Below are 25,158 nucleotides of genomic sequence, written 5' to 3' on the forward strand. Positions count from 1 at the left end.
GATATCAGCGGAAACACATCATGTCAGACATTTTATCTTCATTGGCTTACCTAACGGGTAAGCCAGTTGCATCGGCAAAAATTAAAGCGCAGCCAGAGCATTTTCAGGTTCGCGAAGATTTAGGTTTTGCCTTTACGGGCGAAGGCGAGCACTTAATGGTTCGTATCCGTAAAACGGGCGAGAACACCAGCTTCGTTGCTAACGAGTTAGCAAAAGCCTGTGGTGTTAAGTCGAAAGACGTTAGCTGGGCGGGTCTTAAAGACCGTCATGCGGTGACGGAACAGTGGTTAAGTGTCCATTTACCAAAAGGTGAAACGCCAGATTTTTCAGCGTTTTTGGCTCAATACCCAAGTATCGAAATCCTTGCAACAGATCGTCACAATAAAAAACTGCGTCCTGGTGACCTAGTAGGGAACGAGTTCGTGGTTACTTTGTCTGAAGTGACAGATATAGCGGATGTAGAGCAACGTCTTGAAAAAGTGAAACAAGTTGGCGTGCCAAACTACTTTGGTAGTCAGCGTTTTGGTAACGATGGCAACAACCTTGAAGAAGCACGTCGATGGGGACGCGAAAACGTTCGTACCCGCAATCAAAACAAGCGCAGTATGTATTTATCAGCGGCTCGTTCGTGGATTTTCAACCGCATCGTTTCAGCTCGTCTAGAGAATGGTGTGTTTGATAAGTTCATTGATGGTGACATTGCACAGACGAATTCTGGCACTCAGTTGATTGATGCAAACAACATCGCTGCTCTGCAAGTGCAATTTGCACAAGGTGAAGCGGCAATTACCGCTGCGCTTGCTGGCGATAATGCACTGCCTACTCAAGCCGAGGCTCTGGCATTAGAGCAACCGTTTTTAGACGAAGAGCCTGACCTCATGGCGCTGATTCGTGGTAATCGCATGCGCCACGACCGTCGCGATATTGCGCTAAAGCCAAAAGATTTAGCTTGGACGGTTGAAGGTAACAACATTACGCTGACTTTCTCACTGGATGCGGGATCTTTTGCGACCTCTATTGTTCGTGAGTTAGTTAATGAGGTTGAAGTAGAAAGAGAATACTAATGGAACAGGATTCACGAAACCCGAAGCCCTTAAGAGTCTTAATCAGCAATGATGATGGTGTTCATGCTCAAGGGATTCATGCCCTCGCTGATGAGTTGAGAGATATCGCTGAAGTGACCATTGTCGCACCTGATCGAAATCGTTCAGGTGCTTCTAACTCGCTCACGTTGGAACAACCATTACGCGTGACTGAAATTGCCCCAAATATCTACTCAGTGCAAGGCACGCCCACGGATTGTGTGCATTTCGCGCTGAATGAGCTAATGAAAGATGATTTGCCTGATCTTGTTCTGTCAGGAATCAACCATGGCGCTAATTTGGGTGATGATGTTCTTTATTCTGGAACAGTAGCAGCAGCCATGGAAGGTCATTTCCTTGGCGTTCAGTCGGTGGCTTTTTCTCTAGTGGGTAAGCGACATTTCGAATCCGCCGCTAAAATTGCACGTCAAATTGTACAACAGCATTTAGCGTCGCCGATTCCAACGAATCGTCTACTGAACGTAAACGTGCCTGACTTACCATCAGAGAATTTAGGTGAAATTGAAGTTACGCGTTTAGGTGCACGTCATCACGCAGAGAATATGATCAAGCAGAAAGATCCGAGAGGCCATGACATTTATTGGTTAGGGCCACCAGGAAAGGAGCAAGATGCAGGAGAGGGCACGGACTTTTATGCAATTGAGCATGGCCGAGTTTCAATGACGCCTCTGCAAGTTGATCTCACCGCTCACGAGTCGCTGCGTGCTATGGATAGTTGGTTAAAGGAAGAGAAGTAATGAGTAACCCACATGCTGACAGGTTGATAGCGTTTCTTATCTCCAGTGGCATCAAAGACCAAAGAGTTCTGGATGCTATCCAACGCTTGCCACGAGAAAGCTTTGTTTCTCAAGCGATGATGCACCAAGCCTATGATAACAATGCGTTACCAATTGGTCAGGGACAAACTATTTCTCAGCCTTATATCGTTGCGCGTATGACCGAGTTGCTTGAGCTAGAGCCGGCGAGTCGTGTTCTGGAAATCGGAACGGGATCGGGTTATCAAACCGCGGTACTGGCGCAAATTGTTGATCATGTATACTCCGTTGAGCGAATTAAATCGTTGCAATGGGAAGCAAAGCGTCGCCTGAAGCAATTGGATATTTACAATGTTTCAACTAAGCATGCTGATGGGTGGCAGGGCTGGGAAGCGAGAGGTCCTTTCGATGCTATCATTGTTACCGCTGCCGCTGAAGTGATTCCCCAAGCTCTTCTCTCACAATTAAGAGATGGCGGCAAAATGGTCATTCCTGTTGGAGATACGGAGCAACAGTTATTAAAAATAGAGCGTAAGGGAGACGAATATCTCTCTACCGTTGTAGAAATGGTTCGGTTCGTACCTCTGGTTGCGGGTGATTTAGCTTAAGGGTTAGGGATAGGGATAGGTGAATAAGTTACTACGTCATATTGGTATTAGCTTTGTGTTTGCTGCAGGACTAGTTGGTTGTGCAGCGCATTCCCCTGCACCTGTCTCTAGTCTAAAAAAAGACTATTCAAGCCTTGAAAGAGGGAGTTACAGAGGGAGTTATTATGAGGTAAAAAAAGGCGATACGCTTTACTTCATAGCTTATGTCACAGATAAAGATGTAAATGATCTTGTTCGTTACAATGAGTTAACTCAGCCTTACACTATCTACCCAGGACAGAGGCTAAAACTTTGGGCTCCGAAATATGTCGCCCCTAAATATGGTCAAAAAGTTGAACCCGTTGTGGCTCCTGTTGTTACGACACCCCCAGCTCCAGTGACGAAAACATCAACAGCCTCTAAACCTAAATCCTCGAGTAAAAACTCTAGTCAAAAACCTACAGAGACTAAGCCTAAAGTCGTACAAAAACAGCCTCCAAAGAAGGTTGAACAATCGAAAACAAAGGAGTATGTTGGTTCAAAAGATAACCAAAAAGTGAAGCAAAAAGCGCCAACTACCACAGCAAAGAGTGATAAAGTCTCAAAGTGGTTGTGGCCAACAAAAGGGAGAGTAATCAAGAACTTTTCGGCGGGAGAACAGGGAAATAAAGGTATCGACATCGCAGGACAGCGTGGTCAACCTATCGTTTCAACCGCAGCCGGCACAGTCGTTTATTCAGGCAATGCGCTACGAGGTTATGGCAACTTAATTATAGTAAAGCATAACGACAATTATTTAAGCGCATACGCACACAATGACAAACTGCTGGTCACAGAAGGACAAAGCGTAAAAAGCGGACAAAAAATCGCCACCATGGGTAGTTCAGGTGCAAAGTCGGTCAAACTACACTTTGAAATTCGCTATCAAGGTAAATCAGTGAATCCAAAGCGCTATTTGCCTTAAAACTTTGAAAAACAACTTGCGACATCATTTAGCGACATATTGAGTTGTCATGTCTTGCTAACTCGCCAGGGGGAGGCGTTATGAGTATCAGCAACACAGTAACCAAAGTTGAAGAGTTTGCATTTGACAATGCGTCAGTGAAGACCATTGATAACGAACTCGAAAGATCATCATCCACAGAAAGCAAAGCGACTGCGCGTGAAGAATTTGACGCGAGCAGTAAAAGCTTAGACGCAACTCAGTTGTATTTGGGCGAAATTGGCTTCTCACCTTTACTTACTGCCGAAGAAGAAGTGCTTTACGCAAGACGCGCCCTACGTGGCGACGAAGCGGCACGCAAACGTATGATCGAAAGTAACCTACGTTTGGTTGTTAAGATTTCTCGTCGATACAGTAACCGTGGTCTAGCACTACTCGATCTGATTGAAGAAGGTAACCTCGGCTTGATCCGAGCGGTCGAAAAATTCGACCCAGAACGTGGTTTCCGTTTCTCTACTTACGCAACATGGTGGATCCGACAAACGATAGAGCGAGCGTTGATGAACCAAACTCGCACGATCCGTCTACCTATCCACGTAGTGAAAGAGCTGAACATTTATCTGCGTACTGCGCGTGAACTTTCTCAAAAGCTCGATCACGAACCGACCGCAGAAGAAATTGCTGCTCAATTAGATATTCCAGTCGAAGACGTAAGCAAAATGTTACGCCTTAATGAGCGTATTAGCTCTGTCGACACGCCAATCGGTGGTGACGGTGAGAAAGCGCTGCTGGATATTATTCCTGATGCAAACAACTCTGATCCAGAAGTTTCGACTCAAGATGACGACATCAAATCATCGTTGATTCATTGGTTAGAAGAGTTGAATCCGAAACAGAAAGAAGTGCTTGCACGTCGCTTCGGCCTACTAGGCTACGAGCCTTCGACGCTGGAAGAAGTTGGTCGAGAGATTGGTCTGACACGTGAGCGAGTACGTCAAATACAAGTGGAAGGTTTACGTCGTCTTCGTGAAGTCCTAATCAAACAAGGTTTGAATATGGAAAACTTATTTAACGTAGAAGACGATTAAATAATCCGTATTTCACTAGATACGCAAAAGGCTATGGTTCCCCATAGCCTTTTTTCTTTTTTGCTCGTTGGTGTGAGTCTGTTTACAGCATCTTCTTCAAGCGATACAGCTCTTCAAGAGCTTGGCGTGGCGTTAAGTCGTCAGGATCAATACCTGACAGAGCTTGTTCGACCTCGCTAGGCTCTGGAATCAGGCTCAACTGGTTAGCCACATCTACTGCACTTGGACGCGGTGTGTCACTGTTTTGCCCCAGTTGCTCTAGCTGAGATAGCTTGTTACGCGCATTTTTGATGACCGTTTTTGGTACGCCAGCTAAGCCCGCAACAGCCAAGCCGTAAGACTTACTTGCCGCACCTTCTTGAACTGCGTGCATAAAGGCAATGCTGTCTCCATGTTCTACGGCATCCAAGTGAACGTTCGCTAAGCTTGGCAGTTGGTTCGGTAACTCTGTTAATTCGAAGTAGTGAGTTGCAAATAGGGTCATCGCACCAATTTGTGTTGCGAGCCATTCCGCACTTGCCCAAGCTAAAGACAGACCGTCGTAAGTACTAGTACCGCGTCCGATTTCATCCATTAGCACCAAACTGTTCTTAGTTGCGTTGTGAAGAATATTGGCTGTTTCGGTCATTTCTACCATGAAGGTCGAGCGGCCAGATGCAAGATCATCTGATGCACCAATACGAGTAAATATACGATCTAAAGAACCAATCTGTGCGGATTCTGCCGGTACATAAGAGCCAATATGTGCCATCAATGCAATCAGCGCAGTTTGACGCATGTAGGTTGATTTACCACCCATGTTTGGACCGGTGATGATCAACATCTTACGGGCTGGGTTAAGCTCAATTGGGTTCGCGATGAACGGCTCTGTTGTTACTTGTTCTACGACTGGATGACGACCAGCTTGAATGTGAATTCCTGCGTCTTTCACAAGCGTTGGGCGGCAGTAATCTAACGAATCTGCACGCTCTGCTAGGTTTTGTAATACATCCAGTTGAGACAGGGCAGAAGCTAGGTTTTGCAGCTTCTCAAGGTTTGGCATCAATAGATCAAACAGTTCTTCCCACAACTGTTTCTCAAGTGCTAACGCTTTAGATTTCGAGTTAAGTACTTTGTCTTCGTGTTCCTTAAGCTCTGGGATGATGTAGCGTTCAGCGTTTTTGAGTGTTTGGCGACGTACATAATGCGGTGGAACCAAATGGCTCTGGCCACGGCTTACTTGGATAAAGAAGCCATGAACGTTGTTGTAGCCTACTTTAAGCGTATCGATACCGTGTCGTTCACGCTCATCTCGCTCAAGCTGCTCAAGATATTCTGTTGCACCGTCTGCCAATTTTCGCCATTCATCGAGCTCCGCATTGTAGCCTTCAGCGATGACGCCACCATCACGAATAACAACCGGCGGATTTTCTTTAATCGCGCGCTCTAACAGGTCACATACTTCGTCAATCGGAGCTGCATACTTCGCCAATTTCGTTAGGTACGGATGGGTCAAAGAAGCGGTGACAGATTCTAGCTCTGGTAGCTGTTGCATGGCATTGCGAAGTCTAGCCATATCGCGAGGGCGAGCAGAGCGTAATGCAAGGCGCGCTAAGATACGTTCAATATCACCAATTTGCTTTAACGTTGGTTGAAGATCAGCAAACAGAGCTTGTTCTTTAATCTCACCAATCGCATCAAGGCGATTGTTTAACGTTTCAATGCAACGCATAGGCTGATGCAACCAACGCTTCAGCATTCGGCTGCCCATCGGAGTTGCACAATGGTCGAGTACTGCAGCGAGCGTGTTATCGGTTCCGCCTGCTAGATTTTGAGTAATTTCCAGATTACGTCGGGTAGCAGCATCAAGGATGACGGATTGATCCTGATGATCAAACGTTAAAGAGCGAATATGAGGTAAAGCCGTACGTTGAGTATCTTTTACGTACTGGATCAAACAACCAGCAGCACATAACCCTAAGGACGCATGTTCTACACCAAAACCAACCAGATCTTTTGTGCCAAATTGTTGATTGAGTTGTTGCTTAGCCGTATCAAGCTCAAACTCCCAGACTGGGCGACGACGGTTACCATTGCGGCTCGCCATTAAATGTACAGGTTCAAAATCTTCTGGGAACAGTAGCTCACGTGGTGCGGTACGTTGAAGTTCGGCTGTCATCGCTTCTTCAGTTTCTGGTTCTGTCAGTTGGAAGCGACCAGAGGTGACATCCAGCGTCGCATAACCGAACTTACCGTTGTGATGGTAAATTGCTGCGATTAAGTTATCGACACGCTCAGAAAGCAGCGCCTCATCCGTCACTGTACCTGGTGTCACGATACGCACAACTTTACGTTCTACTGGGCCCTTGCTGGTGGCCGGATCGCCAATCTGTTCACAGATCGCCACAGACTCACCAAGCTGAACAAGTTTTGCCAGGTAGCCCTCTACGGCGTGAAATGGCACACCCGCCATTGGGATAGGTTCACCTGCAGACGCACCACGTTTGGTCAATGAAATATCAAGAAGCTGAGAAGCTCGCTTGGCATCATCGTAAAAGAGTTCGTAGAAATCGCCCATGCGGTAGAACAGCAAAATCTCTGGGTTCTCAGCTTTTAGCTTGAGGTATTGCTGCATCATCGGAGTGTGTTTTTGTTCAGCTTTCACAGGTAAGTTCTTTTGTTTATTTCCGTAGCGGCTTAGGATACGTGAATCCCTATCAAGTAAAAAGAGACAAAGGGCATTTTGGCTATGGAAAAAACAACAAAATTGAGTGCCGATTTAGGCGCATTATTGGCTAAACACGGGCATCTTTTAACGACCGCAGAATCATGCACAGGTGGTGGTGTTGCAACCGCCATTACTGACATTGCTGGTAGTTCAGCGTGGCTTGACCGTGCGTTTGTCACCTACAGTAATGAAGCGAAAATGGAGATGCTTGGTGTGCAAGCTTCAACGTTAGAAGCGCATGGTGCAGTGAGTGAGCCAGTTGTGATTGAAATGGTACAGGGTGCAATTAAAAACTCCAATGCGACCATCGGTGTGTCCATCAGTGGTATTGCAGGGCCGGGTGGTGGCAGTGAAGAGAAACCAGTCGGTATGGTCTGCTTTGCTTTTGCTGATAACCAAAGTTGGCAGCAAGTAGAAACCATGCATTTTACTGGTGACCGTGCAGAAGTTCGCAAAAAAGCGGTCGAGCACGCGTTGACTCAATTGTATCAACATCTGCTCTAGAATTTCTTAACTTGTTTTAGCCCAGCATTGATAAGGGCTAGAGCAAATCATGACTTTAGGTCAGCCAAATTTTTTTCATACAGGTATGGACACTGTATGAATCAACAGTATAATAACTTTCATTGCTGAGCAGTTCTTCTGCTTAAGAAAAATGAATTACTATTCGTCGCCCAAAGAAGATGAATAAATCGGAGAAAGTAATGGACGAGAACAAACAGAAAGCGCTCGCCGCTGCGCTAGGTCAAATTGAAAAGCAATTCGGTAAAGGCTCTATCATGCGCCTTGGTGATAACCGCGCAATGGACGTAGAAACCATCTCAACGGGTTCTCTTTCTCTTGATATCGCTTTGGGTGCTGGTGGTCTACCAATGGGTCGTATCGTAGAAATCTACGGCCCAGAATCTTCAGGTAAAACAACATTAACCCTTGAGCTTATTGCTGCTGCGCAACGTGAAGGCAAAACTTGTGCGTTTATCGATGCAGAGCACGCTCTAGATCCTGTATACGCGAAGAAACTTGGCGTAGATATCGATGCATTGCTAGTTTCTCAGCCAGACACAGGTGAGCAAGCGCTAGAGATCTGTGACGCACTTGCACGTTCTGGTGCTATCGATGTTATGGTTGTCGACTCTGTTGCAGCGCTAACACCGAAAGCAGAAATCGAAGGCGAAATGGGCGATAGCCACATGGGCCTGCAAGCACGTATGCTTTCTCAAGCAATGCGTAAGCTAACGGGTAACCTAAAGCAGTCTAACTGTATGTGTATCTTCATCAACCAAATCCGTATGAAGATTGGTGTGATGTTTGGTAACCCAGAAACAACAACAGGTGGTAACGCACTTAAGTTCTACGCTTCTGTTCGTCTAGATATCCGTCGTACTGGCGCAATCAAAGAAGGTGACGAAGTCGTAGGTAACGAAACGCGCATCAAAGTTGTTAAGAATAAGATTGCAGCACCATTTAAAGAAGCAAACACACAAATCATGTACGGCCAAGGCTTTAACCGCGAAGGTGAACTTGTCGATCTAGGTGTGAAGCACAAGTTAGTTGAAAAAGCCGGTGCTTGGTATAGCTACAATGGCGATAAGATTGGTCAAGGTAAAGCGAATGCGTGTAACTACCTGCGTGAGCATCCTGAAGTGGCTAAAACTATCGATACAAAACTGCGTGAAATGTTGCTAGCGCCAGCACTTGCGGAAGCGCCTGAAGCTGGTGAAGCGCCAGAGCAAGCTGAAGAGTTTTAATCTCTCATAGATTAATAAATGACAAAGCCCTGCAATGCGGGGCTTTGTTGTATCTATTGAAATCAAAAATCGAATTATCACAAAGGCCATTGAGAGCCTGTACAGCAAAAATACTTTTAGGATCATCATGTACCAAAAACGCCAGGCGCCAACATTATCGAGCAAAGAGGCAGCTATCCAATTGCTTAGCCGTCGCGATCATGGTCAGTATGAGCTTTACCAAAAATTATCGATGAAGGGCTATGAAGAATCAGACATCGACATCGCAATTAATTTTTGCCTAGACCATAACTATTTAGATGATTTACGTTACGCGAAGAGTCAAATTAGACAGCATGTATACAAAGGACATGGAGAGCGTCGAATTCGTCAAGAGTTAAACCAGAAGCGTGTTGCGGAATCGGTGATTGAGCAAGCTATGGCTGAAGAGCCGCAAGATTGGTTTGAACTGGCTAAACAGGCGGCAGAAAAGAAATTCAAAGGTATTAAAGCCAAAGACCAAAAAGAGTACGCAAAACAAGTTCGTTTTCTGCAATATCGTGGCTACAGTTTTGACCAAATCAGCTACGCGCTGAGCTTTGAGGACGAAGATTAACGGTCAGTCGTCCGCACTGATTTTTGTTTTGCTTCAAATTTTTTCTCCTACTCCCTCTTTTCCTCAAGAAAACTAGTCTCAGCTGTTTGCATGATCTACAATACGGCAAAATTCTAACTCGACTATTTTCAGGAAGAGCTGCATGTACATGAGCACTGATGAGGTTCGTAACGCGTTCCTCAAGTTCTTTGAGAGCAAAGGACACCAAATCGTAGAAAGTTCATCGTTAGTTCCACATAACGACCCAACCCTGCTGTTCACAAACGCAGGTATGAACCAATTTAAAGATTGTTTCTTAGGCTTAGAAAAACGAGCCTACACTCGAGCGACTACGGCTCAGCGTTGCGTACGTGCTGGTGGTAAACATAACGACCTAGAAAATGTTGGCTTTACTGCTCGCCACCACACATTCTTTGAAATGTTAGGCAACTTCAGCTTTGGCGATTACTTCAAAGAAGATGCGATCTCCTTTGCTTGGGAATTCCTAACCGAAGTTCTTAAACTGCCAGCGGATCGTTTATTGGTAACTGTTTACGAAACCGATGACGAAGCGTTTGACATCTGGAACAAGAAAGTTGGCGTACCCGCTGATCGTATTGTTCGCATTGGTGATAAAGAAGGCGGCAAGCCGTACGAGTCTGATAACTTCTGGCAAATGGGCGACACTGGCCCTTGTGGTCCATGTACTGAAATCTTCTACGATCACGGTGAGCACATCTGGGGTGGCCGTCCTGGCACGCCTGAAGAAGATGGTGACCGTTTTATCGAGATCTGGAACAACGTATTCATGCAGTTCAACCGTCACGCAGACGGCACTATGGAACCGCTACCAAAACCATCGGTAGATACTGGTATGGGTATCGAGCGTATCTCTGCAATCATGCAGGGCGTTCACTCAAACTACGAAATCGATGTATTCCAAGCTCTTATCAAAGCAGCAGCAGAAGTGATCGGTTACGAAGACCTATCAAACCAATCACTACGCGTTATCGCTGACCACATCCGTTCATGTTCATTCCTGATCGTGGATGGCGTTATGCCTTCAAACGAAGGTCGTGGTTACGTATTACGCCGTATCATCCGTCGTGCAGTTCGTCACGGTAACAAGCTGGGCGCACAAGGTGCATTCTTCCACAAGTTGGTTGGCGTTCTAGCTGACATCATGGGTACGGCTGGTGAAGAGCTGAAGCGTCAACAAGCTGTGGTTGAAAAAGTACTGCGTATCGAAGAAGAAAACTTTGGTCGTACACTTGAGCGCGGTATGGCGATTCTAAACGAAGCATTAGATAACCTAGATGGTAAAGTACTGGACGGCGAAACCGTATTTAAACTTTACGACACTTACGGCTTCCCAGCTGACTTAACTAACGACGTTGCACGTGAGCGTGAGTTCGCAATCGACGAAGAAGGTTTTGAGAAAGCGATGGAAGAACAGCGTCAACGTGCGCGTGAAGCGGGTAACTTCGGTACTGACTACAACGCGGCAATCAAAGTTGATACGCAAACAGAATTCTGTGGTTACACAGGTACTAAAGGCTCTAGTTCTGTAGCAGCGATGTTCGTTGAAGGCAACGAAGTAGATTCGCTATCTGCGGGCGACAAAGCAATCATCGTACTTGGTGAAACACCATTCTACGCAGAGTCAGGCGGTCAGTGTGGTGACGCTGGTGAAATCCGTACTGAGTCTGGTGTATTCCGCGTTGAGGACACTCAAAAACTAGGTAACGCAATCGCGCACCACGGTGTAATGGCAGAAGGCGTTCTAGCGAAAGGTGATGAAGTAGCAACTATCGTTGACGCAGAGCGTCGCGCAGCTATCTCTCTAAACCACTCAGCAACGCACTTGCTACACGCAGCACTACGCCAAGTTTTAGGTGAGCACGTAACGCAGAAAGGCTCATTGGTGAAGGCAGACAACCTACGTTTCGACTTCTCGCATCTAGAAGCCGTAACCGCAGCAGAGTTGAAAGAAGTTGAGCGCCTAGTTAACGCGCAAATTCGTCGCAACCACACGATTGAAACCAACGTGATGGACATTGAGTCTGCTAAGAAGAAAGGCGCAATGGCTCTATTCGGCGAGAAGTACGACGACGAAGTACGCGTACTATCTATGGGCGACTTCTCGACAGAGCTTTGCGGTGGTATTCACGCATCAAGCACAGGTGATATTGGCCTATTCAAAATCACTTCAGAAAGCGGCATTGCTGCAGGTATTCGACGTATTGAGGCGGTAACAGGCGAGGCTGCATTAGACGCTATTGAAGCTCAAAACGCGAAGTACGAAGAGAAACTGGCAGAATCTGCACAGAAAGCAAAAGCGCTAGAGAAAGAAGTGCAGAAGCTAAAAGATAAGATGGCGGCAGCAGAAAGCGCTAACATCATGGGCAAAGCGGTTGAAGTCAATGGTACAAAAGTTCTAGTCGCAGCTCTTGAAGGCGCTGACAGCAAGAACCTACGTACTATGGTTGATGACATCAAGAACCAAATGGGGTCTGGTGTCGTACTGCTTGCTAACGTAACAGGTGACAAGGTTGGCCTGATTGCTGGTGTGACTAAAGATCTAACTGGTAAAGTAAAAGCTGGTGATCTAGTTAAGATGATTGCTGAGCAAGTCGGTGGTAAGGGCGGTGGTCGTCCTGACATGGCTCAAGCTGGTGGTACTGATGTAGCCGCACTACCAGAGGCAATTAAAACAGTTCAGCCTTGGTTAGAAGAGCGCTTATAAGCTTTTAACTACTAAAATTACGCTCAATCAAGTTTCTTTGATTGAGCGTAATTTTTTTTAGCAGCCAAGTGGTTTAATTGACCAAAAGTTAACCGAGTCATTTAGGCTATTTGGTTTTTGTTGTAACTACTGCTTATATAATTTTTCTAAAAGGAAATACTGACGATGTAAGCAGTTCTAAAGAGACTTCGGTCTTGGGAAGGTGAAGACTGGTGAAAAAGCCCCTTATCGTGCAAAAGTTTGGCGGAACCTCCGTGGGTTCAATTGAAAGAATCCACCAAGTTGCTGAACACATCATTAAGGCGAAAAATGATGGCAATCAAGTTGTTGTTGTCGTGTCTGCAATGTCAGGCGAAACAAACAGACTGATGGACCTCGCTAAACAGATAGATAGCGTGCCTACAGCTCGAGAACTTGATGTTTTGCTCTCTGCTGGTGAGCAAGTGTCAATGGCACTGTTAGCAATGACACTCAATAAATTGGGTCATGCTGCACGCTCGCTTACCGGAGCACAGGCGAATATTGTGACGGATAATCAACACAATGACGCAACGATTAAACACATTGATACTAAGACAATTCTGGGATTGCTTGAGCAAGACCAAATCGTGATTGTTGCAGGCTTTCAAGGTGTGAATGAGAACGGGGATATCACCACATTAGGTCGAGGTGGCTCAGATACGAGCGCAGTGGCACTGGCAGGCGCATTGCGCGCTGATGAGTGTCAAATCTTTACCGACGTTGATGGTATTTATACTTGTGACCCACGTGTAGTGAAAAACGCGCGAAAATTGGCGGTTATCGATTTTCCTTCCATGGAAGCGATGGCAAGCCGAGGCGCGAAAGTATTACATTTACCTTCAGTGCAATTTGCATGGAAGAATAATGTGCCACTGCGCGTGCTTTCGACATTTGATGTTAATGAAGGCAGTCTGGTAAAGGGGGAGTTAGGCAATCAAGCCGTCTCTGGTATAGCCATTCAACGTGACCTTGCCATAATCGAAGTCGATAAAGAACATTTATCTAGTGCTACAAAACAATGTCAGATGTTGGGTATCGACATTTGGAATGTGATCGAGGAAACAGAACGGGCAGGTATCATGATAAAACAAGATGCATGTGCCAAGTTCGATCTGGTGTTCAGCGACAAAATCCGTAATAGTGAAGTGGTAAGCCTGTTGACCGCAGTGGGGCTTGAGGCCAATGGAATGGTAGAGCACGCATGCGATTTGTTGGCAAAGCGAGATATTGAGATCAATTTCAGCGCAACGAATGCACTCACTATGATGCTAGTTTTAGCACCCGAATGTGTGGATACAGCAGCAAACATTCTGCATGATGCTTACATTACGTCTAGTGAAGCATTAAACATTCAACAAAAACATGCCTTTTTAGGCTGATTTTCGCTAACAAGGTAGTTTACGAAAATATAACTTTTGTTGGATAATAGCTTTGTAGCAAGAAAATTTAGAGATTACTCAAGGAGCAAAGAATGCTAATTTTGACTCGCCGCGTAGGCGAAACACTGATGATTGGTGATGAAGTGACTGTAACTGTACTAGGTGTTAAAGGTAACCAAGTGCGTATCGGCGTTAACGCTCCGAAAGAGGTTTCAGTTCACCGTGAAGAAATCTACATGCGCATTCAAGCTGAAAAAGGCAATGGCAACGTTGCTTCAGGTAACTACTAAGTCGCTCCTGTTTACAGAGCTTAGTTTGAATGAAAAAGGCTAACCGAAGGGTTGGCCTTTTTAGTTTTTACTGTTTTTGAAAATTTGCAGAAACTATTGTGTTGAGTATGGCTGTGAATTCATCAATAATGTTGATTCGAACTTCAGAAAGTTATTTGAAAATAAATGTCTTTTTTTCAGAGAAGACTCTCTTTTTTTCATCATAATAGAGTGATAAAGTTCGTTTAATAGTCACTTTGATTAAATCAGCAACGGTTAAGCCAGTTTCGTAGATTTTTTCAAAGAAAGTGTTTGACATATTTTCGGTAAAACGTAATATGTGCCTCCGCAAGACGGTGAGGTGGCCGAGAGGCTGAAGGCGCTCCCCTGCTAAGGGAGTATACGGTTTATCCCGTATCGAGGGTTCGAATCCCTCCTTCACCGCCATTCTTGCAACGTTGATTTATCAACAAAAAGTGCGTCCTTAGCTCAGCTGGATAGAGTACCTGGCTACGAACCAGGCGGTCGGAGGTTCGAATCCTCCAGGACGCGCCATATCTCTTTTGAGATATAACAATGAAAACGGTGAGGTGGCCGAGAGGCTGAAGGCGCTCCCCTGCTAAGGGAGTATACGGTTTATCCCGTATCGAGGGTTCGAATCCCTCCTTCACCGCCATTCATTGACTGGCCCGATGGCCTTTTTTTTGTTTCGTAAGAAATGAATGTGATTTACTTCACAACTTCTTAGCAAGAAGATCTGCGCGTCCTTAGCTCAGCTGGATAGAGTACCTGGCTACGAACCAGGCGGTCGGAGGTTCGAATCCTCCAGGACGCGCCACTATTTAATAATTCGTTTGATAAACGGGTTATACAAAGTAAAATAAGATTATTGCGCGTCCTTAGCTCAGCTGGATAGAGTACCTGGCTACGAACCAGGCGGTCGGAGGTTCGAATCCTCCAGGACGCGCCACTTATTAAAGGGTAATACCCTGATGTTGACGAAAGTCGATATCGAAAACTGCGCGTCCTTAGCTCAGCTGGATAGAGTACCTGGCTACGAACCAGGCGGTCGGAGGTTCGAATCCTCCAGGACGCGCCACTTATTAAAGGGTAATGCCCTGATGTTGACGAAAGTCGATATCGAAAACTTGCGCGTCCTTAGCTCAGCTGGATAGAGTACCTGGCTACGAACCAGGCGGTCGGAGGTTCGAATCCTCCAGGACGCGCCACTTATTGCAGGGTAATGCCCTGATGTTGACGAAAGTCGATATCGAAAACTGCGCGTCCTTAGCTCAGCTGGATAGAGTACCTGGCTACGAACCAGGCGGTCGGAGGTTCGAATCCTCCAGGACGCGCCACTCATTGAAACAGCCTCGCAATTGCGAGGCTTTTTTGTATCTAGACATCTGAAATATGGCGTAGGATCACTAGAGCCTATGTTCCTCTTTTTTAAAAGCGAATATGTGCGTATCTAAGCAATTTGCTATCAAGCTTCTGTCGCATCGTGTGAAATCATCCTGATTATCCCTCCTATACACTGACTTCCATTTTTCATTTCAATCACTCTCATGTAGTCACTTTGTTTGTTATTTGTTTGTTTATTGTTAATCTTGTTCATCTTTTTGTTTTTGTTGGTTTTTACTGCGTGAGTCCCGATTTGATTTTGAAATCTAAATCGCAGTTTTTATTTATGTCCTCCTTTACTCTGTTCGTAAGGTGATAGCGATTTGAAGTGATTATTTTGTCATGAACTGTGATCTGGGTAGTGAATAAATAATCATTTATCAGGATTACTACAAACCTTCCTTAAACAAAATTGACAAAATTTAACCAATCGAGATAATCCATGGGTCGGGATTTGACACTATTAAAGTCCTGCACGTTGTCAGGATGACAAAGAAAGGAAGCAACATGACTAATATAGGAAGCCTGCTAGTAGATGCGGCCACCCTGATGCTAACGGGGATGGCGGTCGTATTTATTTTCCTCACTATTCTTGTTTATCTCGTTCGGTTAATGTCGAAATTGGTACCAGAAGAAGTACCAGAGCCGATCGCAGCACCAAAAACAAACACTAATATTCAATCAACCTCTTCAGCTGTTAGTCCACAAGTAGTGGCGGCGATCTCGGCTGCGATTCATAAACATCGCGCCTCATTCGCGAAGTAGCCGAACTAGGATTAAAAAGGAGTTTAAGAGCATGTCTAAACCACTAGCTATTACTGATGTGGTCCTTCGTGATGCCCATCAATCACTATTTGCTACGCGTATGCGTATTGAGGATATGCTGCCTATCGCAGCTGAGTTGGATAAGGTTGGTTACTGGTCTCTAGAGACTTGGGGCGGTGCAACATTTGATTCTTGTATTCGATTCTTAGGAGAAGACCCTTGGGAGCGTTTACGTGAACTAAAAAAAGCGATGCCTAATACACCAATGCAAATGCTACTGCGTGGTCAAAACCTTTTAGGATACCGCCATTATGCCGACGACGTAGTAGAGAAGTTTGTTGAACGCGCGCATGCTAACGGCATGGATGTATTCCGTATTTTTGATGCAATGAATGACGTGCGAAACTTCCAGAAAGCCGTTAAAGCAACGGTTGATGTTGGTGCGCATGCTCAAGGTACGTTGTCTTACACTACGAGCCCAGTGCATAACGCAGACACTTGGGTTGACTTGGCAAAACGCCTAGAGGATTTAGGTTGTCACTCGCTGTGTATTAAAGATATGTCTGGCTTACTTAAGCCTTATGAAGCGGAAGAGCTTATCACGCGTATCAAAGCGTCTTGTGATGTGCCATTGGCACTTCATTGTCATGCAACAACGGGGCTGTCTACAGCAACAGCGGTAAAAGCAGTAGAAGCCGGTATTGATATTCTCGATACTGCGATTTCTTCAATGAGTTGTACTTACGGTCATACACCGACTGAAACGGTAGTCGCTATGCTAGAAGGCACCGAGCGAGATACCAATTTGAAACTCGAGCAACTGGAATCTATCGCCGCATATTTCCGTGAGGTACGTAAGAAGTATGCGAAGTGGGAAGGCCAGTTAAAAGGAGTCGATTCACGCATCCTGATTGCTCAAGTGCCTGGTGGTATGCTGACCAATATGGAAGGCCAGTTGAAAGAGCAGGGTGCTGCGGATCGCATTGATGAAGTATTAGAAGAGATCCCTCGTGTACGTGAAGATCTTGGTTTCATTCCATTGGTGACTCCAACTTCACAGATCGTCGGTACGCAAGCGGTGATTAACGTTCTTACTGGCGAGCGCTACAAGAGTATTACCAAGGAAACCGCTGGCCTATTGAAAGGTGAGTACGGTCAAGCGCCAGCCGAGTTAAATGCAGAACTGCAAGCGAAAGTGCTTGATGGTAAAGAGCCAATTACCTGTCGTCCTGCCGATTTACTTGAGCCTGAAATGGAGACGCTTACGGTTGATCTGATGGAGAAAGCGAAATCAGAAGGCATTAAGCTAGCAAGTGAGCGTGTTGATGACGTACTCACTTATGCACTTTTCCCTCAAGTTGGGCTTAAGTTCCTTAAGAATCGTGAAAACCCAGAAGCATTTGAGCCTGCACCAACGCTAGAAGCTGCGAAGCCTGCTGTACCTGTAGCTCAACCAGCAACTGGTGGTGTAGAAACTTATAGTGTACGTGTTGACGGGCAGGTGTATGAGGTGGAAGTTGGCCCTCAAGGTGAACTGACATCTGTTGCTCCTTCTAATGCACCGGCAAAATCGGCTACACCTAGCGCACCTTCTAATGCTTCAGCAGAAGCGGTACCTGCTCCTCTTGCAGGTAACATCTTCAAAGTGAATGTTCAACCTGGTGCTGAGGTAGCTGAAGGCGATGTATTGCTCATCCTTGAAGCGATGAAAATGGAAACTGAAGTACGAGCGGCGCGTGGTGGTGTGGTTCAAGAGCTGAACGTTAAAGAAGGCGATGCTGTCACAGTAGGTGCGCCTTTGTTGAGCCTGGCGTAAGGGAGTATCATGGACGGATTGTTAACCCTTTGGGCAGAAACAGGGATCGCTAACTTCGAGTTCGGCCAAATCTGTATGATGCTGGTTGGTTGTACCTTGCTGTTTTTGGCAATTAAAAAAGGATTTGAACCTTTACTGTTATTGCCGATTGGTTTCGGTGCTATTTTGGCGAATATTCCAAATGCTGGCTTTACTGAGCCTGGTGGCTTGCTCTACTACGTTTACTACATTGGGATTGAATCGGGTGTGTTCCCGCTATTGATCTTCATGGGTGTGGGCGCGATGACCGACTTTGGTGCTTTGATCGCAAACCCAAAAACGTTGTGGTTAGGTGCGGCTGCGCAGTTTGGTATTTTTGCAACACTGTTTGGCGCTATTTTACTCAACTATGTACCTGGCATGGAGTTTTCCATGGCGGATGCATCGTCTATCGCGATCATCGGTGGTGCTGATGGGCCAACAGCGATTTTCTTAGCGAGTAAGCTCTCTCCAGATCTGCTAGGTGCGATTGCAGTCGCGGCATACAGCTATATGGCATTGGTGCCGATCATCCAGCCACCAATCATGAAAGCACTGACAACCAAGGAAGAGCGTCAAATCAAGATGGCTCAGCTTCGTCATGTTGGTAAATGGGAGAAAGTCATCTTCCCGCTTGCTGTATTACTGATGACGATTCTGTTCTTACCTTCAGCTACGCCATTGGTTGGTATGTTCTGTTTGGGTAACTTGATGCGTGAAGCTGGTGTGGTCGATCGTTTATCGAAAACTGCTCAAAATGAATTGATCAACATAGTGACTATCTTTTTAGGTCTTGGTGTTGGTTCTAAGCTGCAAGCTGAGCAGTTCTTGAACCTAGAAACGTTAGGTATCTTGGGGTTAGGCGCAGTTGCATTTAGTATCGGTACTGGTGCGGGCGTCCTGATGGCGAAACTGCTTAACAAGTTCTCGAAAGAAGACATCAACCCACTTATTGGTGCGGCTGGCGTTTCTGCGGTACCAATGGCCGCGCGAGTCGTAAACAAAGTTGGTTTACAAGCTAACCCGCAAAACTTTTTGTTAATGCATGCGATGGGACCAAACGTTGCTGGTGTGCTGGGTTCAGCCGTTGCGGCTGGTATATTGTTAGCACTTGTTGGTTAGACATTATTGAAAATGGAATGATCAACCAATTTACAAAATCACGATTAACTTAGGTTAACAAAATGGTTTATAGTCAAAGGGATGCTTTCGCATCCCTTTTTGTTTTCTTGCAGGGAATGGTTTATGGAACACAAACAGATCGTTATCACTGAGTTTGGTGATGCCAACGTACTCGCGATTCAACATGCTTCTACACCATCACCACAGCCTGGTGAAGTCTTAGTAAAAGTCGCTTTTTCAGGCGTAAATCCTATTGATGTCAAAACTCGAGCTGGGCTCGGTTGGGCGGCAGCGCAGAATAAGGATAATTTACCTTGGGTGCCAGGTTACGACATCTCAGGAAAAGTGATGTCTTGTGGAGAGAGGGTATCACGTTTTAATGAAGGTGATGAGGTGGCTGGATTTATTGGTTTCCCAGTTCGAGGCGGTGGTTACAGTCAATACATATGTGTTCCAGAAACTGAGTTAAGTCATGTTCCTAGCTCTGTCACTTTGGAGGCAGCTGCTGCATTACCGTTGGCGGGACAAACTGCGGCACAAGCTCTCAGTAAGGCTAATGTGAATGAAAACGATCGCGTACTTATCCTCGCTGGTGCCGGTGGTGTTGGACACCTCGCGGTACAAATTGCGATCGCGACGAAAGCGGAAGTCTTTACAACCTGCAGTGAACGAAATTTAGATTACCTTGCGACGCTCGGTGCTCATGCAGTGAACTATCAATTTGCACCAGTGTCAGAACGTGTTGAAGATGTTGATGTTTTGATTGATTTAGTAGGCGGAGATGCTGCGTTAGATGCGCTTAAATGCCTGAAAGACAATGCGAGAGTCATCACCGTTCCAACCATAACTGCTGAGCTGATTTGTGAAAAAGCCAAACTCCTAGGCTTTGAGGCTAGTGGCATGTTGGTTGAACCAGACCCTGCGCAGTTAGATACCTTGTTGTACATGGTGGGCGTTGGCTTACTGAAGACTGAAATTCAACAGGTTTATCCTATGAGTGATGTTATTGGTGCTCACCAGCAGGTCGAATCAGGAAGAACCAGAGGCAAGGTGTTGCTTGATATGACATGCTAGAAGCATTTAACACGAGTTTTGAAAGTTTAGCGCTTTGGTTTTCAGATTCAGCATTATGGGTGCTTTTCATGACCGGTTTTCTCAGTGCCACGTTGTTGCCTGGTGGTTCTGAGGCGGGCTTAGTTGCCACTCTCTCATTAAATCAATACTCCGTTTCTTCAATTGTTATGGTCGCTACTATCGGTAATACGCTTGGTGGCTTAACAAATTATTGGCTTGGCTTGTGGATTCCCAACAAAGCACAAGAGGAAAAGCACGGTCATACCGCATTAAAGTGGCTCTCTAAGTATGGCTATTGGGGGTTGTTTTTTAGCTGGTTACCTGTAATAGGAGACCCGCTGTGTTTAGCCGCAGGGTGGCTAAGAATGAAGTTTCTGCCTTGCGTGATTTTAATATTTTTAGGAAAGGCTGCTAGGTATAGCTTACTTGCGGCCATCTATCTCGGATTATTTTAAGGAAAGTACATGAAGATGTTTTGGGTTGGCGCGTGTTCACTGTTGGTGATCACGGGCTGTGCATCAAATACGCCAGTTTCATCACTGCCGAAAGGGGTAACTTTCGTTGAGTCATCGAAAGCTGAAGAAGGCAAAGTTAAGATTCCATACCAAAAGTATAAACTCGATAATGGTTTAACGGTGATCTTAGCTCCTGAAGATTCTGACCCATTGGTCCATGTGGATGTGACTTACCATGTTGGTTCAGCTCGTGAAGAAGTGGGTAAGTCTGGTTTTGCGCATTTTTTTGAGCACATGATGTTCCAAGGTTCAGAGAACGTTGGTGACCAAGAGCACTTCAGAATCATCACAGAGGCTGGCGGCACGTTAAATGGTACAACAAACCGCGATCGTACTAACTACTTTGAAACTGTCCCTGCTAACCAGCTCGAGAAAATGCTGTGGTTAGAGTCTGACCGTATGGGCTTTTTGCTGGATGCGGTTTCTCAACGCAAATTTGAAATTCAGCGTTCTACTGTAAAAAATGAGCGAGCTCAGCGTTACGATAATCGTCCTTATGGCTTAATTTGGGAGCGCATGTCCGAAGCGCTATATCCTGAAGGTCATCCGTATTCGTGGCAAACCATTGGTTATGTTGAAGATCTTGATCGTGTTGATGTGAACGACCTCAAAGCGTTTTTCTTGCGTTGGTATGGCCCAAACAATGCGACTATCACGATCGGTGGTGACTTAGACGTTGAACAAACTCTAGAGTGGGTAAATAAGTACTTCGGTTCGATTCCTCGTGGTCCTGAGGTTGAAAATGCGCCGAAACAACCTGCAAAACTGCAAGAAGATAAATACATCACTCTAGAAGATCGTATTCAACAACCTATGGTGATGATCGCGTGGCCAACAACCTACAACGGCGAAGAAAGCCAAGCGTCTCTCGATACATTATCGGAAGTATTGGGTGGCGGTACCAACAGCGTGCTCTATCAAGACCTAGTGAAGACTCAAAAAGCGGTCGATGCTGGTTCATTCCATGATTGTGCTGAACTGGCGTGTAACTTTTACGTTTACGCAATGGGTGATTCTGGAGACAAAGGCGACCTATCAAAACTGTACGACGAGCTTTTACAATCACTGAATCAGTTTGCGGAAAAAGGCGTGACAGAAGATCGCCTTGAGCAGTTGAAGGGTAAAGCGGAAGCGGATGCTATTTTTGCGCTAGAAAGCGTTAAAGGTAAAGTGACTCAGTTGGCTTCCAACGAGACATTTTTCGGCGATCCTGATCGTCTTGAGCAACAGCTTGAACAAATCCGTGCAGTTACGCCGACTTCGGTAGAAAAAGCGTATACGGACTTTATTCAAGGTAAGAACAAAGTGACCCTAAGCGTGGTCCCAAAAGGAAAAACAGACCTTGTCGTAAAACCTGCGACCTTTGTGACGCCAAAGCGTACGCTGCCAGAATATGAGAAGATTTCCGATGACCAATTGGCGTATCGTCGTGCGACCGATAACTTCGATCGCTCAGTGCAACCGCCAGTAGGAGAACCAGTGAAAGCGACGATGCCAGAGCTGTACGAGTTACATTTCAAGAATGGCTCAGAGCTGCTTGGTGCAGTTAGCGATGAAACGCCGACGGTGATGATGCAATTTAGTCTACCTGCAGGGACACGTTTTGTTGAAAAGGGTAAAGAAGGTCTTGCCCAATTGACCGCTGCGATGTTGCAAGAAGGTACAACGAAACGCAGTGTCGAAGAGATTCAAGCTGAGCTTGATAAACTGGGTAGTGTTATCTCTGTTAATGCCACAGGTTATACAACAAACATCAGTGTTTCTGCTCTAGAAAAGAACTTAGAGCCGACGTTAAAAATTGTCGAAGAGATGTTGCTGTCTCCTGCATTTAATCAAGATGATTTCGAGCGTGTAAAAATGCAAGCGCTAGAAGGCCTGGTATATGAGCACCAAAATCCAAGTTGGATGGCGTCACAAGCGAGTCGCCAGGTGCTCTATGGGGATTCGGTTTTTGCTCGACCAAAAGACGGCACGCAAGCAGGTGTCAGTGCATTAACGTTGGATGATGTCCGTGAATTCTACTCGAAGCATTACACGCCACAAAGTGCGCAAATCGTCGTTGTTGGTGACATTGATCAACAGGAAATTGAGCAGCAACTGACGTTCTGGAAAAACTGGCAAGATGAAGCTGCGCCATTGTATGCACCGCAAAGCATTGCTGCATTAGGTGAGCAAAAGATCCATCTTGTTGATAAACCAGGAGCGCCGCAAAGTGTGGTCATGATGGTTCGTCAAGGTATGCCTTACGACGCAACGGGCGATTTTTACCTAAGCCAACTGGCAAACTTCAACTTAGCTGGGAACTTCAATAGCCGCATTAACCAAAATCTACGTGAAGACAAGGGTTACACATACGGTGCTTACGGATATTTCTCTGGTAATCCAGAAACAGGCTCGGTGGTTTTCACCGCGCAAGTACGAGCGGATGCAACGGTTGCTTCGATCATTGAGATGGAAAATGAGCTAAATGAATACTCGCAGTCAGGTATTACTGATGAAGAGATGAAATTTATGCGTCAAGCGGTCGGTCAAAAAGATGCACTGAAATATGAAACGCCAACACAAAAAGCGGAGCTCATCAGTGATATTCTTAAGTACAACCTCGATCATGATTACTTGCAGCAAAGAAACGCTATCGTAGAAAAAGTCGATAAGCAGACGTTGAATGCGCTGGCTCAGAAATGGTTTGATCCAAATGACTATCAAATTATCGTCGTTGGTGATGCTAAATCGTTGCGTCCTCAATTAGAAAAGTTGGGGAAAGACGTAGAAGAGCTTGAAATCATTCGATAGAGTACACATTTAATAGCGGAGAAACGTTTCTCCGCTATTCATCTAGATAAGCAACTTTTCGTGGGTTATTTATCTAGATGCATTAACTATCAATAACTTAGCTTACACTTGTGTTATGTAACAAGTGTCCTGCTCCCAATATAAGCGAACCTCATTTTGACTGATTTTGCTGCGCGACTAAAAAAAGTTGCATCAAACCCCGAAGTATTTAAGCAGTTTGGACGCGGTGTTGAGCGAGAAACTTTGCGCTATCGTCAGGATGGACATCTAGCTACAACTCCTCATCCTGAAGGGTTAGGCTCTGCGTTCACAAATCAATGGATCACAACGGATTTTTCGGAATCATTGTTAGAGTTCATTACGCCTGTGTCACATGAAATTCCAGAACTGATGGCACAGCTGAAAGATATCCATCATTTCACTCAAACCAAAATGGGTGAAGAGAAAATGTGGCCACTATCAATGCCTTGCTACGTAGGCTCAGAGGATGATATTCAGTTAGCCCAGTATGGCTCTTCGAATGCAGCGAAAATGAAAACGCTGTACCGAGAAGGTCTAAAGCGTCGCTATGGCAGCCTGATGCAAATTATTTCAGGTGTCCATTTTAACTTCTCGTTTCCTGAAACATTTTGGGATGCGCTCTATGGCGAGCAAGATGAACAAGCCCGCCAAGATGCTAAGTCTGATGCGTACTTTGCGTTGATCCGTAATTACTACCGCTTTGGCTGGATGATTCCCTACTTCTTTGGTGCATCACCAGCGTTATGTGGCTCTTTTATTCAAGGTCGTGAAACCGATCTGCCATTCGAGAAGATTGGCGGGACATTATATTTGCCGAAGTCGACGTCTTTGCGTTTGAGCGATCTTGGCTATACCAATAGTGCTCAAAGTGTGCTGAAAATTGGTTTTAACAGCATTGACCAATACCTCGATGGTTTGAGTGATGCGATTCGCCACCCATCAGAAGAGTTTGCGAAAATTGGGGTAAAAGTGGATGGTGAATACCGCCAGCTTAATTCCAATATCTTACAAATTGAGAATGAACTGTACGCTCCGATTCGTCCAAAACGTGTATCGAAAAGTGGTGAGAAGCCTTCAGATGCGTTACGACGCGGTGGTGTCGAATACATTGAAGTTCGTTCTCTAGATGTTAACCCATTCAGCGCAGTGGGCTTAAATGAAGATCAAGTACGATTCTTGGATCTCTTCCTTACCTGGGCGGCCTTGTCAGACTCAGACCCTATGGATAACTGTGAATTAGAGTGTTGGCGCGATAACTGGAATAAAGTCATTGTTTCTGGCCGTGAAAAAGGTCTAATGCTGCAAATTGGTTGTCAAGGTGAACGTCTATCTCTACAAGATTGGGCACACCGAGTTTTCGTCGAGTTACGTCAAATAGCACAGCAAATGGATATGACCGCTGGTGGCAGTGCATACCAAGATGTGTGTAATCAACTCGAGACATGGATTGATAACCCAGAACTAACGATCTCTGGTCAACTATTAGAGCTAACGAAAGAGCTGGGTGGGCTAGGTAAAGTTGGTTGTACTCTTGGTATGAAGTACCGTGATGAAAACCTAGCTCACGGTTATCAGTACTATTCACAAGATACGATGGAAACGGAAGTAGCGTCGTCCGTGGAAAAACAAAAGCAAGCAGAGCAGAGTGATACGCTTTCTTTTGATGATTTTTTGGAAGATTACTTTGCTTACCTGAAGCAGTAATGACTA

At 45.5% G+C, this 25,158-nt stretch carries 19 protein-coding genes and 8 tRNA genes; 26 read left to right on the plus strand and 1 reads right to left on the minus strand.

The features are described from left to right. Positions 1-20 precede the first annotated feature (20 nt). The 5 genes from truD to rpoS all read left to right on the plus strand — a co-directional run bounded on the left by truD (position 21) and on the right by rpoS (position 4,476). Positions 21-1,064, plus strand: coding sequence for a tRNA pseudouridine(13) synthase TruD (gene truD, locus NL626_RS12940; protein WP_154205036.1), 1,044 nt, complete (start codon positions 21-23; stop codon positions 1,062-1,064). Then, positions 1,064-1,840 carry a 5'/3'-nucleotidase SurE gene (gene surE, locus NL626_RS12945; RefSeq protein ID WP_005380894.1) on the plus strand — a complete coding sequence of 259 codons (777 nt, stop codon included), beginning with the start codon at positions 1,064-1,066 and terminating at the stop codon, positions 1,838-1,840. The genes truD and surE overlap by 1 nt, the downstream gene beginning before the upstream one ends. Then, complete coding sequence (locus NL626_RS12950) at positions 1,840-2,466, plus strand: protein-L-isoaspartate(D-aspartate) O-methyltransferase (protein ID WP_005380892.1); 627 nt, start codon at positions 1,840-1,842, stop codon at positions 2,464-2,466. The genes surE and NL626_RS12950 overlap by 1 nt, the downstream gene beginning before the upstream one ends. A 19-nt stretch (positions 2,467-2,485) precedes the next feature. Further along, positions 2,486-3,409, plus strand: coding sequence for a peptidoglycan DD-metalloendopeptidase family protein (locus NL626_RS12955; protein WP_253657426.1), 924 nt, complete (start codon positions 2,486-2,488; stop codon positions 3,407-3,409). 80 nt (positions 3,410-3,489) lie between these two features. Continuing rightward, positions 3,490-4,476 carry an RNA polymerase sigma factor RpoS gene (gene rpoS, locus NL626_RS12960; RefSeq protein ID WP_005380887.1) on the plus strand — a complete coding sequence of 329 codons (987 nt, stop codon included), beginning with the start codon at positions 3,490-3,492 and terminating at the stop codon, positions 4,474-4,476. 82 nt (positions 4,477-4,558) lie between these two features. On the opposite strand, the gene mutS is transcribed toward rpoS, so the two are convergent. After that, positions 4,559-7,120, minus strand: a complete 2,562-nt coding sequence (gene mutS, locus NL626_RS12965) for a DNA mismatch repair protein MutS (protein ID WP_017633545.1) — start codon at positions 7,118-7,120, stop codon at positions 4,559-4,561. 84 nt (positions 7,121-7,204) lie between these two features. Between mutS and pncC the strand changes: the two genes are divergently transcribed. The 21 genes from pncC to gshA all read left to right on the plus strand — a co-directional run bounded on the left by pncC (position 7,205) and on the right by gshA (position 25,152). Beyond that, on the plus strand, positions 7,205-7,687 hold the full coding sequence (gene pncC / locus NL626_RS12970) for a nicotinamide-nucleotide amidase (RefSeq protein WP_017633544.1): 483 nt from the start codon (positions 7,205-7,207) through the stop codon (positions 7,685-7,687). Positions 7,688-7,887: 200 nt separating this feature from the next. Continuing rightward, positions 7,888-8,931 carry a recombinase RecA gene (recA, locus tag NL626_RS12975; RefSeq protein ID WP_005380874.1) on the plus strand — a complete coding sequence of 348 codons (1,044 nt, stop codon included), beginning with the start codon at positions 7,888-7,890 and terminating at the stop codon, positions 8,929-8,931. A 127-nt stretch (positions 8,932-9,058) separates the two neighbouring features. After that, positions 9,059-9,526, plus strand: coding sequence for a recombination regulator RecX (recX, locus tag NL626_RS12980; protein ID WP_017633543.1), 468 nt, complete (start codon positions 9,059-9,061; stop codon positions 9,524-9,526). A gap of 142 nt (positions 9,527-9,668) precedes the next feature. Then, the gene (alaS, locus tag NL626_RS12985) at positions 9,669-12,251 is read left to right on the plus strand and encodes an alanine--tRNA ligase (protein WP_005380872.1); all 2,583 of its coding nucleotides are present in this window, start codon (positions 9,669-9,671) and stop codon (positions 12,249-12,251) included. Between the two features lie 212 nt (positions 12,252-12,463). Then, positions 12,464-13,651: an aspartate kinase gene (locus NL626_RS12990; RefSeq protein WP_005383803.1), complete on the plus strand. Its 1,188-nt coding sequence runs from the start codon at positions 12,464-12,466 to the stop codon at positions 13,649-13,651. 92 nt (positions 13,652-13,743) lie between these two features. After that, positions 13,744-13,941 carry a carbon storage regulator CsrA gene (gene csrA, locus NL626_RS12995; protein ID WP_004415691.1) on the plus strand — a complete coding sequence of 66 codons (198 nt, stop codon included), beginning with the start codon at positions 13,744-13,746 and terminating at the stop codon, positions 13,939-13,941. Positions 13,942-14,275: 334 nt separating this feature from the next. Continuing rightward, positions 14,276-14,367 (plus strand) — tRNA-Ser (locus NL626_RS13000). Between the two features lie 31 nt (positions 14,368-14,398). Continuing rightward, positions 14,399-14,475: transfer RNA gene (locus NL626_RS13005), tRNA-Arg, on the plus strand. Positions 14,476-14,504: 29 nt separating this feature from the next. Next, positions 14,505-14,596, plus strand: a tRNA-Ser gene (locus tag NL626_RS13010). Positions 14,597-14,681: 85 nt separating this feature from the next. Then, a tRNA-Arg gene (locus tag NL626_RS13015) sits at positions 14,682-14,758 on the plus strand. A gap of 55 nt (positions 14,759-14,813) precedes the next feature. Further along, positions 14,814-14,890: transfer RNA gene (locus NL626_RS13020), tRNA-Arg, on the plus strand. Between the two features lie 52 nt (positions 14,891-14,942). Continuing rightward, positions 14,943-15,019 (plus strand) — tRNA-Arg (locus NL626_RS13025). A gap of 53 nt (positions 15,020-15,072) precedes the next feature. After that, positions 15,073-15,149 (plus strand) — tRNA-Arg (locus NL626_RS13030). A 52-nt stretch (positions 15,150-15,201) separates the two neighbouring features. Beyond that, a tRNA-Arg gene (locus NL626_RS13035) sits at positions 15,202-15,278 on the plus strand. A gap of 553 nt (positions 15,279-15,831) precedes the next feature. Beyond that, entirely contained in the window at positions 15,832-16,089 is a 258-nt protein-coding gene (locus NL626_RS13040; RefSeq protein ID WP_005379932.1) for an oxaloacetate decarboxylase subunit gamma, read from the plus strand. Between the two features lie 31 nt (positions 16,090-16,120). Further along, positions 16,121-17,905, plus strand: coding sequence for a sodium-extruding oxaloacetate decarboxylase subunit alpha (oadA, locus tag NL626_RS13045; RefSeq protein WP_149192423.1), 1,785 nt, complete (start codon positions 16,121-16,123; stop codon positions 17,903-17,905). Positions 17,906-17,914: 9 nt separating this feature from the next. After that, entirely contained in the window at positions 17,915-19,045 is a 1,131-nt protein-coding gene (locus NL626_RS13050; protein WP_005379935.1) for a sodium ion-translocating decarboxylase subunit beta, read from the plus strand. A 123-nt stretch (positions 19,046-19,168) separates the two neighbouring features. After that, complete coding sequence (locus NL626_RS13055; RefSeq protein ID WP_132936928.1) at positions 19,169-20,119, plus strand: NADP-dependent oxidoreductase; 951 nt, start codon at positions 19,169-19,171, stop codon at positions 20,117-20,119. After that, positions 20,113-20,574 (plus strand): YqaA family protein, encoded by a 462-nt coding sequence (locus NL626_RS13060; RefSeq protein WP_005379938.1) that lies wholly within the window; start codon positions 20,113-20,115, stop codon positions 20,572-20,574. Before NL626_RS13055 ends, NL626_RS13060 begins: the two co-directional genes overlap by 7 nt. Before the next feature lie 9 nt (positions 20,575-20,583). Further along, positions 20,584-23,427 carry a pitrilysin family protein gene (locus NL626_RS13065; protein ID WP_047102663.1) on the plus strand — a complete coding sequence of 948 codons (2,844 nt, stop codon included), beginning with the start codon at positions 20,584-20,586 and terminating at the stop codon, positions 23,425-23,427. A gap of 156 nt (positions 23,428-23,583) precedes the next feature. Continuing rightward, positions 23,584-25,152: a glutamate--cysteine ligase gene (gene gshA, locus NL626_RS13070; protein WP_025768181.1), complete on the plus strand. Its 1,569-nt coding sequence runs from the start codon at positions 23,584-23,586 to the stop codon at positions 25,150-25,152. Positions 25,153-25,158: the final 6 nt, after the last annotated feature.

Source organism: Vibrio sp. Y58_MX_L22 (assembly GCF_024181865.1).
Lineage (GTDB): Bacteria > Pseudomonadota > Gammaproteobacteria > Enterobacterales > Vibrionaceae > Vibrio > Vibrio alginolyticus.

Coding starts and splice junctions, on each gene's coding strand:
- csrA (WP_004415691.1), top strand. CDS start 13,744: ATGCTAATTTTGACTCGCCGCGTAGGCGAAACACTGATGATTGGTGAT.
- pncC (WP_017633544.1), top strand. CDS start 7,205: ATGGAAAAAACAACAAAATTGAGTGCCGATTTAGGCGCATTATTGGCT.
- NL626_RS13060 (WP_005379938.1), top strand. CDS start 20,113: ATGCTAGAAGCATTTAACACGAGTTTTGAAAGTTTAGCGCTTTGGTTT.
- rpoS (WP_005380887.1), top strand. CDS start 3,490: ATGAGTATCAGCAACACAGTAACCAAAGTTGAAGAGTTTGCATTTGAC.
- surE (WP_005380894.1), top strand. CDS start 1,064: ATGGAACAGGATTCACGAAACCCGAAGCCCTTAAGAGTCTTAATCAGC.
- recA (WP_005380874.1), top strand. CDS start 7,888: ATGGACGAGAACAAACAGAAAGCGCTCGCCGCTGCGCTAGGTCAAATT.
- oadA (WP_149192423.1), top strand. CDS start 16,121: ATGTCTAAACCACTAGCTATTACTGATGTGGTCCTTCGTGATGCCCAT.
- NL626_RS12950 (WP_005380892.1), top strand. CDS start 1,840: ATGAGTAACCCACATGCTGACAGGTTGATAGCGTTTCTTATCTCCAGT.
- NL626_RS13040 (WP_005379932.1), top strand. CDS start 15,832: ATGACTAATATAGGAAGCCTGCTAGTAGATGCGGCCACCCTGATGCTA.
- NL626_RS13050 (WP_005379935.1), top strand. CDS start 17,915: ATGGACGGATTGTTAACCCTTTGGGCAGAAACAGGGATCGCTAACTTC.
- NL626_RS13065 (WP_047102663.1), top strand. CDS start 20,584: ATGAAGATGTTTTGGGTTGGCGCGTGTTCACTGTTGGTGATCACGGGC.
- recX (WP_017633543.1), top strand. CDS start 9,059: ATGTACCAAAAACGCCAGGCGCCAACATTATCGAGCAAAGAGGCAGCT.
- alaS (WP_005380872.1), top strand. CDS start 9,669: ATGTACATGAGCACTGATGAGGTTCGTAACGCGTTCCTCAAGTTCTTT.
- NL626_RS13055 (WP_132936928.1), top strand. CDS start 19,169: ATGGAACACAAACAGATCGTTATCACTGAGTTTGGTGATGCCAACGTA.
- truD (WP_154205036.1), top strand. CDS start 21: ATGTCAGACATTTTATCTTCATTGGCTTACCTAACGGGTAAGCCAGTT.